Genomic DNA, 14,737 nt, shown 5'->3' on the forward strand with positions numbered 1-14,737 from the left:
GCCGTTGCGCCTGCGGCGGGCGTGGGTTTGTCGGGAGCGGTGCCGGCCCTACACGGCTCCGCCGCTACGGTCCGTCCCCTCCCGTGGGTGGGTGGGAGGGGTCGATGGGGGCGGGCGTGGAGTTGTCCGTTCACCATGACCGGTCCACAAGAGACACCTGACCACGTACGTACACCCCCACCGTCTTCTCTCCACCCTCAACGGGGAGGTGCCGGGTCGTAGCGGCGGAGCCGTGTAGGCCTGGTGCCGCTGCCGAACGGCCCCGCGCAGCGGCACCAGCCCGCCGCAGGCGCTACGGAGAGAAAGCCCCACGGCGGGACGGCCGACAACGTGGGGCCCAGGCGAAGCCCCACGGCGGGACGGCCGACAACGTGGGGAGAAGACTCAGCGCGCCGCACCCCGCCGGGCCCGGAAGAGGAAATCCGCCACCCGGGCCCGGTCCGGGTCGGCCGGCAGGGGTGAGCCGGACACCGCCGCCGCGGCCTCCTCCGACAGTGTGGCCATCCGCCGCTCGACAACGGGCCAGGGGACCTCGCCCCGCCTGACCGCCAGCAGCTCCTCGCGGGCTTCGCCGACGTCCGGTGTGAGGACGCCCGTACGCAGCAGATCGCGCGAGCTCGCCAGCAGGCGCAGCAGATGCATGGCGTGCTTCCACCGGGGCGCCCCGCGCTGCCGTACGTCGGCCTGCAACTGCTTGAGCTGGCCGGCGGCGTAACCGGCGAAGGTGCGATGCGCCTGCCGGGAGAGAAACGCGCCGCGCAGCGCGAGCAGCTCCCGGCCGGTGGCGTCGACGCGCTCCACGAACGGGGAGTGCAGGCACTCCAGGATGTTCGGGTTCGCGCGCAGGCCCAGCTCGCAGAACCGCTCCAGCTCCCAGGAGAACTCCTCCTCGCGCGGCCCCTCCACATGCGTCGGCGGCTTCTCGAAGCGCCAGAAGAGAGGGGTGGGGGCGAGATAGACACCCCGCCGGTCGGTGTCGCTGTCCTCCGTCGCCAGCCCGAAGGCGCGCGAGCCCATCACGCAGGCGTACACGGTGTGTTCGGCAACCAGCTCATGGCCCGTGGGATCGGTCGGCATGCGGGCGATTGTCGCTGGCCGGGGCGGCGGCTGTCACCGGATTTGAGGCGCTGGGCGCACGGCTGTCGGTGCCGCTGGTTACGCTGAGCAGTGCGTACGCAATCGCGTACGCAGGCGCATACGCAGCGGCGTACGCGGCACAGGACGCAGGGAGCGGTGACGTGGCGGTACGAGCGGTCCGGGGGGCCGTCCAGCTGGAACGGGACGACGCGCAGCACATGCGGGAGCAGGTCGCCGAGCTGCTCCTCGCCGTCCTGGAGCGCAACGACCTGGAGCTGGACGACCTCATCAGCGTGTGGTTCACCGCCACCCCCGATCTGCACAGCGACTTCCCGGCGGCCGCCGCACGCAGCATCGGGATCACCGATGTGCCGCTGATCTGCGCCCAGGAGCTGGACGTGACCGGCGCCATGGAGCGGGTGGTGCGGGTGCTCGCCCATGTCGAGACCGGGCTGTCCAAGGCCGGGATCGCCCATGTCTACCTCGGCGCGGCCGGGGCGCTGCGGAAGGACATTGCCCAGTGAGGACCGCACTCGTCATCGGAACGGGCCTGATCGGCACGTCGGCCGCGCTCGCGCTGAACGCCCGCGGCGTCCAGGTCTACCTCGAGGACCACGACCAGGCGCAGGCCCTGACGGCCGCCGCCCTGGGCGCGGGCACTGCGGAGGCGCCGCCCGGCCCGGTCGATCTGGCCGTGGTGGCGGTGCCGCCCGCCCATGTCGCGGCGGCGCTGGCCGGCGCCATCGAGCGCGGCGCGGCCCGCGCGTACATCGACGTCGCCAGCGTCAAGGGCGGCCCGCGCCGCGAGCTGCAGGCGCTGGGCTGCGACCTGACCGGCTACCTCGGCACCCACCCGATGGCGGGCAAGGAGCGCTCCGGCCCGCTGGCCGCCACCGCCGACCTCTTCGAGGGCCGGCCCTGGGTGCTCACCCCGACCCGCGACGGCGACACCGAGGTCCTCAACCTCGCCCTGGAGCTGGTGGCGCTGTGCCGGGCCGTCCCGGTGGTCATGGACGCCGACGCCCACGACCGCGCCGTCGCCCTGGTCTCCCACACCCCGCAGCTGCTCTCCAGCCTGGTCGCCGCCCGCCTCAAGGGCGCCGACGAGACCGCGGTGCGGCTGTGCGGCCAGGGCATCCGGGATGTGACGCGGATCGCGGCCTCGGACCCGGCGATGTGGATCGACATCCTGTCCGCCAATCCGGGCCCGGTCGCCGATGTGCTGGCCGAGGTCGCCGCCGACCTGGACGAGACCGTACGGTCGCTGCGCGCCCTGGAATCCGCCGACGAGGACAAGCGCGGCGTGGGCGCCGGGGGCATCGAGGACGTGCTGCGCCGCGGCAACGCCGGGCGCGAGCGGGTGCCGGGCAAGCACGGCGCCGCCCCCGCCGCGTACGAGACCGTCGCCGTGTACATCGGTGACCAGCCGGGCGAGCTGGCCCGGATCTTCGCCGACGCCGGCCGGGCCGGGGTCAACATCGAGGACGTCCGCATCGAGCACGCCACCGGTCAGCAGGCCGGTTTCATCCAGCTCACGGTCGAGCCGGCCGCGGTGCCGGGGCTGACCGCCGAGCTGCGGGAGCGGGGCTGGTCGATCCGGCAGTGAGACCGTGGACGGGGCGGTGCGGGTGAGCCAGTAACCTTGTCCGAGGCCTTCGTGGGCCTTGGACCTCCGCCCCGTGCACAGGAAAGGTGTTCGTCACCGTGGAAACCGCCACCCGGACCGCCCCGGCAGCAGTGATTGTCGCCATCGACGGCCCCGCAGGCACGGGCAAGTCCAGCACGTCCAAGGCCGTCGCCGCCAAGCTGGGGCTCGGCTACCTCGACACCGGCGCCCAGTACCGCGCGATCACGTGGTGGATGCTGACCAACGGCATCGATGTGAACGACGCCACCGCCGTCGCCGACGCCGCCGCCAAGCCCCACATCGTCTCCGGTACGGACCCGGCCGCCCCGACCATCGCGGTCGACGGCCTGGATGCCGCGGGCCCGATCCGTACCCAGGAGGTCACCGCCGCGGTCAGCGCCGTCAGCGCGGTCCCCGAGGTGCGCGCCCGGATCACCGACCTCCAGCGCACCATCGCCGCCGAGGCCCCCAGCGGCATCGTGGTCGAGGGCCGCGACATCGGCATAACGGTCCTGCCGGACGCCGACCTCAAGGTCTTCCTCACCGCCTCCGCCGAGGCCCGCGCGGCACGCCGCAGCGGCGAGCTCAAGGGCAAGGAGGCCACCGACCTGGCCGCCACCCGCGAGGCGCTGATCAAGCGGGACGCCGCCGACTCCTCCCGCAAGACCTCCCCGCTGGCCAAGGCCGACGACGCGGTCGAGGTGGACACCACCGAGCTGACCCTGGAGCAGGTCATCGAGTGCGTGGTCACCCTCATCGAGGGCGCGAGCGCCGCAAAGGCGGGGCTCGCCCCGTGACCGACAGCGGCAAGGCCCCGAGCCCGGCCGGTGCCGCGGTCGGCCGGCGGATCGGCATCGGCCTGATGTACGGGCTGTGGCGGCCGCGGGTGCTGGGCGCCTGGCGGGTTCCGTCCGCCGGTCCGGTGATCCTCGCCGTCAACCACTCGCACGGCCTCGACGGGCCGATGCTGATGGGCACCGCGCCGCGGCCGGTGCACTTCCTGATCAAGAAGGAAGCTTTCGTCGGCCCGCTGGACCCCTTCCTGCGGGGTATCGGCCAGCTGAAGGTGGACCGCAGCACCGCCGACCGCAAGGCGATCACCGACGCGCTCGGGGTGCTGGAGCGCGGCGGGGTGCTGGGGATCTTCCCCGAAGGCACCCGCGGCGAGGGGGACTTCGCGTCGCTGCGGGCCGGGCTGGCGTACTTCGCGGTGCGCTCCGGCGCCCCGGTCGTGCCCGTCGCGGTGCTCGGCAGCACCGACCGCAGGAGCCGGCTGACCCCGGCCGTACCGCCGCTGCGCGGCCGCGTCGACGTCGTCTTCGGTGACGCCTTCGAAGCGGGCGACGGCAGCGGGCGGCGCACCCGTAAGGCGCTGGACGAGGCGACCGTACGGATCCAGGAGCGGCTGACCGCCCACCTGGCACAGGCCAGGCGCCTGACCGGGCGCTGACCCAAACTTGAGTAGTGGGCCGTGTACGAACGGCCCACCGATGATGAACGAGGAACGGACTTCATGAACGACCAGATCCACACCGGCGACGAGCACGGTGCGCTTGGCGACGCCGAGTACGCGGAGTTCATGGAGCTCGCCGCGGAAGAGGGCTTCGACCTCCAGGAGGTCGGGGGCGACATCGCGGCGGCGGGTCACGGCCCGCTGCCCGTCCTCGCCGTCATCGGCCGCCCCAATGTCGGCAAGTCGACCCTGGTGAACCGCATCATCGGCCGCCGCGAGGCGGTCGTCGAGGACAAGCCGGGCGTCACCCGCGACCGCGTCACCTACGAGGCCGACTGGAACGGCCGCCGCTTCAAGGTCGTCGACACCGGCGGCTGGGAGCAGGACGTCCTCGGCATCGACGCCTCCGTCGCGATGCAGGCCGAGTTCGCCATCGATGCAGCCGACGCGGTCGTCTTCGTCGTCGACTCCAAGGTCGGCGCGACCGACACCGACGAGGCCGTCGTCAAGCTGCTGCGCCGCTCCGGCAAGCCCGTCGTGCTGGTCGCCAACAAGGTCGACGGCGCCTCCGGCGAGGCCGACGCGGCCATGCTGTGGTCGCTGGGCCTGGGCGAGCCGCACCCCATCTCCGCGCTGCACGGCCGCGGCACCGGCGACATGCTGGACGCCGCCCTGGAGGCGCTGCCCGAGGCGCCCGCGCAGACCTTCGGCGCGGCCGTCGGCGGCCCCCGCCGGATCGCGCTGATCGGCCGCCCGAACGTCGGCAAGTCCTCGCTGCTGAACAAGGTCGCCGGCGAGGAGCGGGTGGTCGTCAACGAGATCGCCGGCACCACCCGCGACCCGGTCGACGAGATGATCGAACTCGGCGGCAAGACCTGGAAGTTCGTGGACACCGCCGGCATCCGCCGCCGGGTGCACCTCCAGGAAGGCGCCGACTACTACGCCTCGCTGCGCACCGCAGCCGCCGTGGAGAAGGCCGAGGTCGCGGTCGTCCTGATCGACGCCAGCGAGTCCATCAGCGTCCAGGACCAGCGGATCATCACGATGGCCGTGGAGGCCGGGCGCGCCCTGGTCATCGCGTACAACAAGTGGGACACCCTCGACGAAGAGCGCCGCTTCTACCTGGAGCGGGAGATCGAGCGGGACCTCGTCCAGATCCCGTGGGCGATGCGGGTCAACGTCTCCGCGCGCACCGGCCGCCACATGGAGAAGCTGGTCCCCGCGATCGAGACCGCGCTGGCCGGCTGGGAGACCCGGATCCCCACGGGGCGGCTGAACGCCTTCCTCGGCGAGATCGTGGCCTCCCACCCGCACCCGATCCGCGGCGGCAAGCAGCCCCGCATCCTCTTCGGCACCCAGGCCGGCACGAAGCCGCCGCGCTTCGTCCTGTTCGCCTCCGGCTTCCTGGAGGCGGGCTACCGCCGCTTCGTCGAGCGACGGCTGCGCGAGGAGTTCGGCTTCGACGGGACGCCGATCCACATCTCGGTGCGGGTGCGCGAGAAGCGCGGCGCCAAGAAGAAGTAGCGGCGCCGAGGGAACGGGGCGGCGGCGGCCGGCCGGGGGTGCTCAGCGCCCCTGCGACCGGGCGTCCCGCTGTCCCGGTGGCAGCGCCGCCGGGACGTGCCCCCGAGGGTGGTACGGCTGCCGCCCCACGACCTCCCAGTGGCCCGTCGACGCCGTCGTCCGGCTCCAGCTCCCGTTTCCGCGCAGCGATTCCGGGATCTCCGGCTCGTCCGTACGGTCCCCGGGCAGAGCTCTGAAGGAGCGGCGGTACTCGGCGTACAGCGCGTCATAGATCGGCGTGGCCGAGGCGCGGTCACTGGTACGCGTCGCCCCGGGCTCGTGCGACGGGCGCATGCCGGGGATCGGGTGGGGGTACTGGGCGCGGGAGGACGGGTCGTATGCGTGCACGTATGTGCCAACGACCCCGATGCTCGTGGGATGCGGCTTTCGCCCGGAAATGGCTGATCGCGGGGGCAATACCGCCCATCGGGCGGTGCCGCTCCCGCGATCGGTACAGCCGCGCGCCTCAGGTGCCGGCCAGCGGCATCGCCGCGGCCACCAGGACGCCCCGCGCGGCGGCCTGCTCCAGCGCCTGGCGCATCAGGTCCTCCCGCGGCTGGTGGCCGATGGTGCCCACGGGTGCGGCGTACATCAGCACGGCCTGCGCCTTGTTGGCGGCCGCCCGCCAGCCCTCGGAGACGGCCAGCGGCTGATGGGCCTGCCACCACGCGGACTGGCTGCCGGCGGCGCCCGGCTGGAGGACGGCGTGCAGCCTGCCCATGGCGAGCAGCGCGGACCAGCCCGGGTTCGGGGCGGGGAGCTGGTTCATGTCCCGCACGTCGGTGAAGCCCTGCTCCCGCAGCAGCGGAAGGAAGTCGTCGCCCTGGCCCGTCGAGCCGGGGCGGGCGATCGGGCCGTTGGGCTCCACGACCAGGGCCGGGCGCAGTTCGCCCTCGACCAGCACCAGACCGCAGGTGATCCCCAGGGTCGCCTGGCGCTCGCCGGCGGCGGCCGGGGCGCCCGGCGCGGCGTCCGGTCCGGGCGTGCGGGCGGCGGCGTCCTCGCCGGTGATGGAGCGTACGGCTCCCTGGAGCTGTTCCTCCGAGACCGGGACGACCTGCGAGGGGATGCATGTCGCGTGCGCGAATGCGAGCACCGCGGTCTCCTCGCCCACGAACAGGACGGTGCTGGTGTGCTCCTGCTCGCTGTCGCCGGGGGTGCGGCAAGAGGTGCAGTCGTAGCTGCCGGGGGCGTCGCCACCGGCCAGCAGGCGGTCGGCTTCTTCGTCGCCGATCTCGGCGCGAACGTCGTCGCTGACGTCGAGCATGCGCGGCACGGGTGGCTCCTCGATCTCTGAGCGGTTGCCGGGGGGTCTTCCGGCTCGTACAAGGACAACGGGTGACCCGCGGCCGGAGTCACGCGCGCACGGGAACAGAATCGAACCCATCGACGCACACGGGTGAACGGCGGGCAGCGTTCCCGACGTGCCCGCAGGCGGTCGATCTCCGCCCGGAGCATGCCGCGAATGGCCGCTCTTCCTGCGCCGGAGCGGGTGGAGCCGGCCGGCGCCACGGGCGCGGCGCGCGGCTCCCGGGCCGGCGGCTGCCTAACGTGACCGGCTATGTCCGACCACTTCTCGGCGCGGCGCCGCGGCGCCGCCTGTGTGCTCGCCGCGGCGGCCGCCCTCCTGGCCCTGAGCCTGCCCGGTGGCGCCTCCGCCGCGCCGCGCTCCGGGGACTGGGACGGCTGGGACACGGCCGATTACGCCTGTGCCGGAGACCAATGGCCCTGGGGCTGCGTCGCCAAGTGCGAGAGCGGCGGCAACTGGCGGGCCAACACCGGCAACGGCTACTACGGCGGTCTGCAGTTCGGGCAGCGGACCTGGAAGGGCTACGGCGGCCTCGACTACGCGCCGCGCGCCGACCTCGCCACCCGCGACGAGCAGATCGCGATCGCCGAGAAGGTCCTCGCCGCCCAGGGCTGGCGCGCCTGGCCCGCCTGCTCCAGGCACTACGGGCTCACCGGGAAGACGTACGTCCCGCGCCCCGACCCGCTCGAGCCGCTCGACCCGGCCGATCCGGCCGATCAGGCCGACCTGACCGGGATGTGACGGACGGACCGCCCGCTTCGCCGTCCGCCGGCCCCGACCACCGGTCGCGCGATGCAATCCGGGGCCTTCAGGTTCCCCCACGTTGCTACCGATGACCTAACCTTTTCGGAACAACTTGGCGAAAGCCCCCAACCCGGAACCCTTCTTCCGCGTCCTACCGTTCGGCAGTCGGATGCACGACGCCGCCGGGGGGCGCGCGGCCTGCATCCGAGGGGAGAACCAGGCACGACCGGCAGACCAGGGGACACGGGGACGGATGCACATCTCATTCCTGATTCACAACGCGTACGGGATCGGGGGGACGATCCGCACGACGTTCAACCTGGCCCGCACGCTCGCCGAACGGCACGACGTCGAGATCGTCTCCGTACTGCGTCACCGCGACACCCCGGTCTTCGACCTCGGCCCCGGCGTCGCCCTGCGGCATCTCGTCGACATCAGGGAATCCGGCCCCGGCCACGACGCCGCCGACCCCGCGCACCGACGCCCCGCCAAGGTCTTCCCCGCCGCCGAGGGCCGCTACGCCCAGTACAGCGAGCTCACCGACCGCCGTATCGCCCAGCATCTGCGCCGTATCGAGGCGGACGTGGTGGTCGGCACCCGGCCCGGACTGAACGTCCACATCGCCCGGCAGGCCCGCCGCGGCCCGGTGCGCATCGGGCAGGAGCATCTGACCCTGGACACCCACTCCCGGGACCTCAAGCTGGCGCTGCGCGGCGCCTATCCGCGGCTGGACGCGGTCACCACCGTCACCGAGGCCGACGCCCGCGCCTACCGCCGGGCGCTGCGGCTGCCCGGCGTCCGCGTCGAGGCGGTGCCCAACAGTGTGCCCGCGCCGGGCCTGCAGCCCGCCGACGGCAGCGGCAAGTGGGTCGTCGCGGCCGGCCGGCTCGCCCGCGTCAAGCGCTATGACGTCCTCATCCGCGCCTTCGCCGAGGTCGCCGCCCGGCGCCCCGACTGGCGGCTGCGGATCTACGGCGGCGGCGCCGAGAAGGCCGCGCTGCGCGCCCTGATCGAGGAACTCGGCCTGTACAACCACGTCTTCCTGATGGGGCCGGCCAACCCCCTGGAGCCCGAGTGGGCCAAGGGCTCCATCGCCGCGGTCTCCTCCAGCCTCGAATCCTTCGGGATGACGATCGTGGAGGCGATGCGCTGCGGGCTGCCGGTGGTCGCCACCGACTGCCCGCACGGCCCCGGCGAGATCATCGACGACGGGGTGGACGGCAAGCTGGTGCCGGTCGGCGATCCGCAGGCGCTGGCCGCCTCGCTGCTGGACCTGATCAACGACGACGACGCCCGCAGGCGGATGGGCCGCGCCGCGCTCACCGCGTCCGGCCGCTTCGACCCCGCCACGGTCGCCGGGCGCTACGAAGCGCTCTTCGGCGACCTGCTCGCGAGCCGCCGCGGCAACCGCCTGCGCGGCACCTGGCACCGCGCCCGGGGGGCGCTGCTCAGCGGCGCGTACGCCACCAAGGACGCGGCCCGTGCCGTGATGGGAGGGGTACGGACGGCATGAACGCCTCGACGCAGCCGCCCGCGACCGGGTCGACGACGGACCCGACCGGGGCCACGGCGAAGGCCACGACGAGAACGACGACGAAAACGACGACGAAAACGACGACGAAGGAGCGCTCGGCCATCGATCAGGAACCCAAGGTTCCGGCAGCCGCCCCGGACCGCGGCAGTCGGCCCGCCCCGGTGGAGCTGCGGGCCGACTGCATCGCCGACTCCGCGGGCGGCCTCACCTTCGACCTGAACGCCCCGGAGGACACCCACACCTCCTGGAACGCCGCCCTGGTACTGCGGCTGCGCGGCGGCGACGGCGCGGACGACGAGGTACGCCTGCCGCTCGGGCCGAACGGCGCCGGGCGGCTGCGCGCGGTGCTGCCCAGCACCGTCGCGCTCGCCGAGGGCCGCTGGAACGCCTACGCGGACCTGGGCGACGGCCGGGACCCGCGCCGCCTGCTGCCGGGCGTCAACGACCTGCGCTCCCTGGTGGACCGCCGCCCGCTGGCGGGAATCGGCCGGCTCGGCGTGCGCATCCCCTACGCCACCAAGTTCGGCAACCTCGCGCTGCGCAGCTGGCTGCGCGGCCCGCACGCCGAGGCCGGCGACATCGTGGTCACGCCCGACGGCATGACGGTCTCCGGCCGCCTCTACGGCGCCGCCCCGGCGGCCGGCGCCCAGGCCGAGGCCCGCGCCCGGCGCACCCCGCGGTCCCCGGGCGCCGCCCCCGCCGCCGTCACCGTCCCGCTCGCCGTCGAGGGCCCGGACTTCACTTTCACGCTGCCCTACGAGGAGCTGGCCGGGAGCTGGCGGAGCGGCAGCGAACCGTGGGACCTGTGGCTGCGGCCGGCCGCGGGCGCCCCGCCGGTGCGGATCGCCCGCCTTCTGGACGACGTACCGGACAAGAAGCAGGTCTTCAGCTATCCCGCGCTCCCGGTGCAGGCCGCCGCCGCACAGGTCCGGGTCGGCCCGTACTACACCCTCGACAACGACCTGGCGATACGGGTCGCGGGCCCGGAAGAGGACGCCTGACGCACGGCGGCTAACGTACCGGGGATGGAGCGGAGCGAGGGGGAACGGGCCGCCGGGCGGTCGCAGTTGCTGACCATCGGGGAGCTGGCGCGCCGCGCCGGGGTGACGGTCAAGACCGTGCGTCACTACTCGGACGAGGGGCTGCTGCCGGACGCCGGGCGCAGCGGCGGCGGCCATCGCCGCTACGCCCCCGAGGCGCTGGAGCGCCTGCACCGCATCCGCGATCTGCGGGCCTTCGGGCTGTCGCTGCCCGCCGTCGCCGACGCCCTCGGGGGCGGCTCCCTGGAGGCCGCCCTGGCCGAACGGCTCCGGGATCTGGGCGGCCGGCTGGCCGCGCTGCGCTGGCGGCAGGCCGCCCTGCGCGCGGTCACCGAGGCGCCGCCGGCCGAACGCCCGGCGCTGCTGCGCCTGCTGGGTGCCGTCCCGCAGCCGCCGACCAGCGAGGCGCCGGTCCGCTTCTGGCGCCGCCTGCTGCCCCGCGAGCTGCCGCCGCCCCTGCTGGCCGCCATCCTCGACGAGGCGGTGCCCGCCCCGCCCGCCGACCCGGACCCGGCCCAGGCGGTCGGCTGTGCCCGGCTGCACGCCTTCACGTCCCGGTCCCGGATGAGCGCGGCCGGGCGCTGCGACCGGCCCCCGCCAGCGACCGGGCTCGCGGGCCGCGCGGACCCCGTCGCCCTCTACCGGGGCCTGGGCGAGGCCTATCCGCTCGCCGCCGCGGCGGCCGCCGCCGGCCGCCCGCCCGCACCCGGCGCCGAGCTGGACGCCTTCGTCGGGGCGCACGCCCAGGCCTACGGAGAGCGGGACGACGACGCCTTCCGTGCCGGGCTGCGCGAGACCGTACGGGCGGGCGAGGACCCGCGGATGGCGGCGTACTGGCGCCATGTCGACGAGGTGACCGGCGGCGGGTACCCGACGATGGGCACCGCGCACGCCTGGCTGGTCGGCGCCCTGGGCGCGGCGGGCTGATCCGGGCGGGCGGGTACGGGCCGGCGCGGCGGCGGGCCCCGGGAGCAGGGACCGGCCGTCCCCGGTGCCGGGAGCGCCGGGCGCCGGAACGACGTACCGCCCCGCCCCCGCCGCGGGACGGCCCCGCGGCGGGGCGATGTGCGGGAAATGTGTGTGGGATGTGTCTCGGTTGAGCAATTCCCCGGCGGCCGGCAAAAGGCCTCGGGTATACGGAATCCCCGTCCGGTGCGGCGTGAATTCCGGACACCGTCCGGTCCCCGGGGCGGGCTGATCACACCCCGATTTACCGGCGATCGAGGCGGAATTCCGGCGGCTTTGATTTCCACCCGGTTGCCCCAACGCACGGCACGTACGGGTGACGGAAGTTACTGCAAACGCGGCGGCCTTCGCTGTGACACAAGTGTGACCAATGAAGTGCCGGGCGGACACCGGACCGTGCGTCGGACCGGCCTTCCGCCCGCAGGCGCGGACGCCTACGGTGGCTGTCATGGCACCCGTACCGGATCTTCCGAACACACCCCAGGACGACATCGAGGCCTACGTCGGCCTCGCCCAGCAGGACGCCGAGGAGCGGGCCCGAGCGCGCGGCTGGACCACCGTACGGTCCCTGGCGCCGGGCGCGATGATCACCATGGAGTACCTCGTCGGCCGGCTCAATTTCGAGGTCGAGGACGGCCAGGTGCATCGCAGCTGGCAGGGCTGACGGAGCGTCCGCGACGAAGGCCCCGGCCGCTCGGGAGGAGCGGCCGGGGCCTTCGTCGCGGGGCAGCGGGTGTGCGTACCGGCCCCGCGGCCCGTGGTGTGCTCAGCCGGTGCCGTTGCGGCCGCGCCCGGAGGTCGGGCTCAGCGGCGCGGTGCGCGGGACGCGGTCGGCGTGCGGCGGCCGCCGGCTGCCCGCGGGCGTGACCGGGGAGCGCTCGGAACGGATGGTGTACGGGCGCGCGGGGTGGTGCGGCCAGCCGTCCTGGGGACGGGTGGCCGAACGGCCGCCCGCACCGGCGCCGATGGTCTCGCGGACGAGCACCTCGCCCTCGGGGGCCACGCGCTGACGGGAGACGCCGGGGGCCAGCGCGCCGACCGGCAGCGGGCCGCGCAGCGAATCGGGGCGCAGTCGCAGCCACAGCCGCAGGATGATGCCCATGAGGCGGTCCTCGATCCACGTGACGCCGGGCTCCAGCCAGGGCATCGCCAGCAGCACCAGCAGGCCCGCGGCCCAGCCGAGCAGCACATCGCTGACCCAGTGCGTACCGAGGTAGACGGTGGTCATGCCGACGCCCAGCGCGCCCAGCGCGGCGATCACCGACAGGGTGCGGCGGCGCAGCGGGGTGGTCGCCAGATAGGCCAGGACGCCCCAGGTGACGACGGCGTTCGCGGTGTGGCCCGACGGGAATATATCGCCGCCCAGGTACATCTCATTGGCGCCGACGGTCGTCGCGTAGTGCGGGCCGAGCCGGCCCATACCGATCTTGGCGGCGCCCACCGTGACGTTCAGCAGCAGCAGCGAGGCGCCCAGCACCAGCAGCGGGTGGAGGTTGCGCTGACGCCAGCAGCGCCAGCCCAGCCAGGCCGCGACCGCCACCGCGGTCGGGCCGCGCTGGCCCAGGACCACGAAGTAGTCGAGGAAGGCATGGATCTCCGGCCATTGCTTGTAAGGCCGGAAGAACATGACCTGCCAGTCGAAGGTGACCAGCCATGAAGAGACCAGCACTCCGACCACGATCGCGACGTACACCGCCAGCGTGCCGCCGAACAGCCACAGGCGGGTCCGGGTCATCTGGGGTGGTTGAACGCGGTCGGTCGGGCGCTCCTCCATCTGGTCGAGCTTGTCATCGGTACGCACTCAATCGACGTTACCGCGTGTGATGTAGGCGCTTGGTCAAACTGTGCGCTTTGTAATAACGATGTGATGTGGAATGCGTCTCAAGCCGAGCGTCGCCGCCGGGATTAGGAAGGGAATTCGGCGCGTTTCCGATTCCCCGCCGGACGCCCGCGTGTCGTCACTGCGCGTGCTTATCTGTTTTTCTCCGGAGGAGTTTATCGTCGATTTCCCCGGACGTCGCGCGAAGTTTCCCTTCCGCGGACTTCGCGGAGGAAGATCTTCCGCTCGCATCTCCGGTCTCCGCTGCGCTCACGGGGGGCCGGACCCGTTCAGCCAGAACGCCCCGTAGACCGCCGATCCCGCCGCGACCAGGCCGATGACCAGCCAGGACCGCACCGGCCGCCACTTCGCCAGCCCCACGGCCAGCGGCAGCAGCAGCGGGTAGGCGGGCATCATCAGCCGCGGCTTGGAGCCGAAGTAGCCCTTGGCGGTCAGCGCCAGCAGCAGGACGACCCCGCCGTAGACGGCCAGCGGAACCGGCTGGCCCCGCCGGACACCGCGCACATACAGCCAGATCACCAGCGCGACGCCGGCCGCGAGACCGAGCCCGGCGAGCGGCGGCAGCTGCCACAGGAAGCGGACGAACGCCACCCCGCCGTCGAAGCCGTTGCCCCAGCCGCCCTGGACGTCCAGATAGCCGGTGAGGCTGCCCTGCCGCGCGCCCACCCACAGGAAGTAGCCGCACCAGCCCAGCGGCGCGAGCAGCACGCCCGTCAGCATGCCCGGGTGGGTACGCAGCGCGGTGCGCAGCCGGACCCCGGCGGCCCGCTCGTTCCACACCGTCACCGCGGCCGCGACCCACACGGCCGCGACGACCGCGGCGCCCACCGGCCGGGTCAGCCCGGCCAGCGAGGCCAGCGCGCCCGCCCACACCCAGCGGCCGGTCACCGCGGCGTACACGCCCCAGGCGGCCAGCGCCGTGAACAGCGACTCCGAGTACGCCATCGACTGCACGATGCCGACCGGCAGCGCGGCCCACAGCGCGGCCAGCGCCACGCCGGCCCGCGGGCCGTGCAGCCGCTCGCCGGTCGCGTACAGCGCCCAGGCCGCGGCCAGCGACGCCGACCAGGCCACCGCCAGTCCCGCGTCGGCGGCCGACAGCGGGGAGACGGCCGCGAGGCCTTGCTCGAGCCAGGGCAGCAGCGGGAAGAACGCCAGGTTGGAGTGCACATCGCCGTTGGCCAGGTGGACGGTGTAGCCGTAGCCCTGCTCGGCGACGCGGGTGTACCACAGCGAGTCCCAACGGGCGGTCAGCAGCGTGTGCCAGTCCTTGCCGTTCGCCGCCGACCACACCGCGAGCACGGCCACGCCCAGCAGCCGGATCGCGGCATACGCCGCGAGCGCGGGCGCGGCGCGGCGCAGCGCGCCCTGTAAGGCGGCCGCCCGGGTCCGGCCGGGAACTGCGGCGGAGGCAAGATCGTTCATTCGGACGATTATCGACGATGATCCAGGTGGCCGAAGAACGACCGTCGGCGGCGGAAGCGGAAATACCGAGGGAACGTCGGGCGCTGCGATGAGCGTCTCACCGTGAGGTGGGCCACGCGGCAGGGTGGGCGACTCGCGTAGTCTGACGTCTCAACTCGC

15 protein-coding genes are annotated in these 14,737 nt (G+C 73.7%); 10 read left to right on the forward strand and 5 right to left on the reverse strand.

The genetic code is table 11. The features are described from left to right. Window positions 1–384: 384 nt before the first annotated feature. Entirely contained in the window at window positions 385–1,077 is a 693-nt protein-coding gene (locus ACIGWZ_RS38120) for a DNA polymerase beta superfamily protein (RefSeq protein ID WP_400072416.1), read from the reverse strand. 161 nt (window positions 1,078–1,238) lie between these two features. Here ACIGWZ_RS38120 and aroH point away from each other — a divergent pair, with 161 nt between their 5' ends. The 5 genes from aroH (at window position 1,239) to der (ending at window position 5,681) form a co-directional block, all read left to right on the forward strand. Continuing rightward, a complete protein-coding gene (gene aroH / locus ACIGWZ_RS38125) occupies window positions 1,239–1,601 on the forward strand; it encodes a chorismate mutase (RefSeq protein ID WP_400072418.1) in 363 nt (120 codons plus the stop codon). Then, a complete protein-coding gene (locus tag ACIGWZ_RS38130; protein ID WP_400072420.1) occupies window positions 1,598–2,683 on the forward strand; it encodes a prephenate dehydrogenase in 1,086 nt (361 codons plus the stop codon). The genes aroH and ACIGWZ_RS38130 overlap by 4 nt, the downstream gene beginning before the upstream one ends. Window positions 2,684–2,781: 98 nt before the next feature. Next, window positions 2,782–3,501 carry a (d)CMP kinase gene (gene cmk, locus ACIGWZ_RS38135; RefSeq protein WP_400072422.1) on the forward strand — a complete coding sequence of 240 codons (720 nt, stop codon included), beginning with the start codon at window positions 2,782–2,784 and terminating at the stop codon, window positions 3,499–3,501. Continuing rightward, window positions 3,498–4,154: a lysophospholipid acyltransferase family protein gene (locus tag ACIGWZ_RS38140; RefSeq protein ID WP_400072424.1), complete on the forward strand. Its 657-nt coding sequence runs from the start codon at window positions 3,498–3,500 to the stop codon at window positions 4,152–4,154. The genes cmk and ACIGWZ_RS38140 overlap by 4 nt, the downstream gene beginning before the upstream one ends. A gap of 63 nt (window positions 4,155–4,217) precedes the next feature. After that, window positions 4,218–5,681, forward strand: coding sequence for a ribosome biogenesis GTPase Der (der, locus tag ACIGWZ_RS38145; protein ID WP_400072426.1), 1,464 nt, complete (start codon window positions 4,218–4,220; stop codon window positions 5,679–5,681). Between the two features lie 42 nt (window positions 5,682–5,723). Here der and ACIGWZ_RS38150 read toward each other — a convergent pair whose 3' ends face one another. Beyond that, a complete protein-coding gene (locus ACIGWZ_RS38150; RefSeq protein WP_400072428.1) occupies window positions 5,724–6,068 on the reverse strand; it encodes a hypothetical protein in 345 nt (114 codons plus the stop codon). Between the two features lie 118 nt (window positions 6,069–6,186). Further along, window positions 6,187–6,996, reverse strand: coding sequence for a hypothetical protein (locus ACIGWZ_RS38155; protein WP_400072430.1), 810 nt, complete (start codon window positions 6,994–6,996; stop codon window positions 6,187–6,189). A gap of 285 nt (window positions 6,997–7,281) precedes the next feature. On the opposite strand from ACIGWZ_RS38155, the gene ACIGWZ_RS38160 reads away from it, so the two are divergent. The 5 genes from ACIGWZ_RS38160 (at window position 7,282) to ACIGWZ_RS38180 (ending at window position 11,977) form a co-directional block, all read left to right on the forward strand. After that, complete coding sequence (locus ACIGWZ_RS38160; protein ID WP_400072432.1) at window positions 7,282–7,770, forward strand: transglycosylase family protein; 489 nt, start codon at window positions 7,282–7,284, stop codon at window positions 7,768–7,770. A 256-nt stretch (window positions 7,771–8,026) separates the two neighbouring features. Continuing rightward, window positions 8,027–9,286 carry a glycosyltransferase family 4 protein gene (locus tag ACIGWZ_RS38165; protein ID WP_400072434.1) on the forward strand — a complete coding sequence of 420 codons (1,260 nt, stop codon included), beginning with the start codon at window positions 8,027–8,029 and terminating at the stop codon, window positions 9,284–9,286. Continuing rightward, complete coding sequence (locus ACIGWZ_RS38170; RefSeq protein WP_400072436.1) at window positions 9,283–10,308, forward strand: hypothetical protein; 1,026 nt, start codon at window positions 9,283–9,285, stop codon at window positions 10,306–10,308. Before ACIGWZ_RS38165 ends, ACIGWZ_RS38170 begins: the two co-directional genes overlap by 4 nt. Window positions 10,309–10,332: 24 nt before the next feature. Further along, window positions 10,333–11,274 (forward strand): MerR family transcriptional regulator, encoded by a 942-nt coding sequence (locus ACIGWZ_RS38175; protein WP_400072438.1) that lies wholly within the window; start codon window positions 10,333–10,335, stop codon window positions 11,272–11,274. A 487-nt stretch (window positions 11,275–11,761) separates the two neighbouring features. Next, on the forward strand, window positions 11,762–11,977 hold the full coding sequence (locus ACIGWZ_RS38180; RefSeq protein WP_400072440.1) for an I78 family peptidase inhibitor: 216 nt from the start codon (window positions 11,762–11,764) through the stop codon (window positions 11,975–11,977). Between the two features lie 102 nt (window positions 11,978–12,079). Here ACIGWZ_RS38180 and ACIGWZ_RS38185 read toward each other — a convergent pair whose 3' ends face one another. Both ACIGWZ_RS38185 and ACIGWZ_RS38190 read right to left on the reverse strand, forming a co-directional pair. After that, window positions 12,080–13,114, reverse strand: coding sequence for a phosphatase PAP2 family protein (locus tag ACIGWZ_RS38185; RefSeq protein WP_400072442.1), 1,035 nt, complete (start codon window positions 13,112–13,114; stop codon window positions 12,080–12,082). 288 nt (window positions 13,115–13,402) lie between these two features. Further along, window positions 13,403–14,578 carry a hypothetical protein gene (locus ACIGWZ_RS38190; RefSeq protein ID WP_400072444.1) on the reverse strand — a complete coding sequence of 392 codons (1,176 nt, stop codon included), beginning with the start codon at window positions 14,576–14,578 and terminating at the stop codon, window positions 13,403–13,405. Between the last annotated feature and the right edge of the window lie 159 nt (window positions 14,579–14,737).

Origin of the sequence: Streptomyces sp. NPDC053427 (assembly GCF_044544985.1) — a bacterium.
Lineage (GTDB): Bacteria > Actinomycetota > Actinomycetes > Streptomycetales > Streptomycetaceae > Streptomyces.

What these genes read in the sequence shown, in the direction of transcription:
- ACIGWZ_RS38120 (WP_400072416.1), bottom strand. Translation starts at nt 1,077, where the DNA reads ATGCCGACCGATCCCACGGGCCATGAGCTGGTTGCCGAACACACCGTG.
- ACIGWZ_RS38190 (WP_400072444.1), bottom strand. Translation starts at nt 14,578, where the DNA reads ATGAACGATCTTGCCTCCGCCGCAGTTCCCGGCCGGACCCGGGCGGCC.
- ACIGWZ_RS38180 (WP_400072440.1), top strand. Translation starts at nt 11,762, where the DNA reads ATGGCACCCGTACCGGATCTTCCGAACACACCCCAGGACGACATCGAG.
- der (WP_400072426.1), top strand. Translation starts at nt 4,218, where the DNA reads ATGAACGACCAGATCCACACCGGCGACGAGCACGGTGCGCTTGGCGAC.
- ACIGWZ_RS38170 (WP_400072436.1), top strand. Translation starts at nt 9,283, where the DNA reads ATGAACGCCTCGACGCAGCCGCCCGCGACCGGGTCGACGACGGACCCG.
- ACIGWZ_RS38175 (WP_400072438.1), top strand. Translation starts at nt 10,333, where the DNA reads ATGGAGCGGAGCGAGGGGGAACGGGCCGCCGGGCGGTCGCAGTTGCTG.
- ACIGWZ_RS38165 (WP_400072434.1), top strand. Translation starts at nt 8,027, where the DNA reads ATGCACATCTCATTCCTGATTCACAACGCGTACGGGATCGGGGGGACG.
- ACIGWZ_RS38160 (WP_400072432.1), top strand. Translation starts at nt 7,282, where the DNA reads ATGTCCGACCACTTCTCGGCGCGGCGCCGCGGCGCCGCCTGTGTGCTC.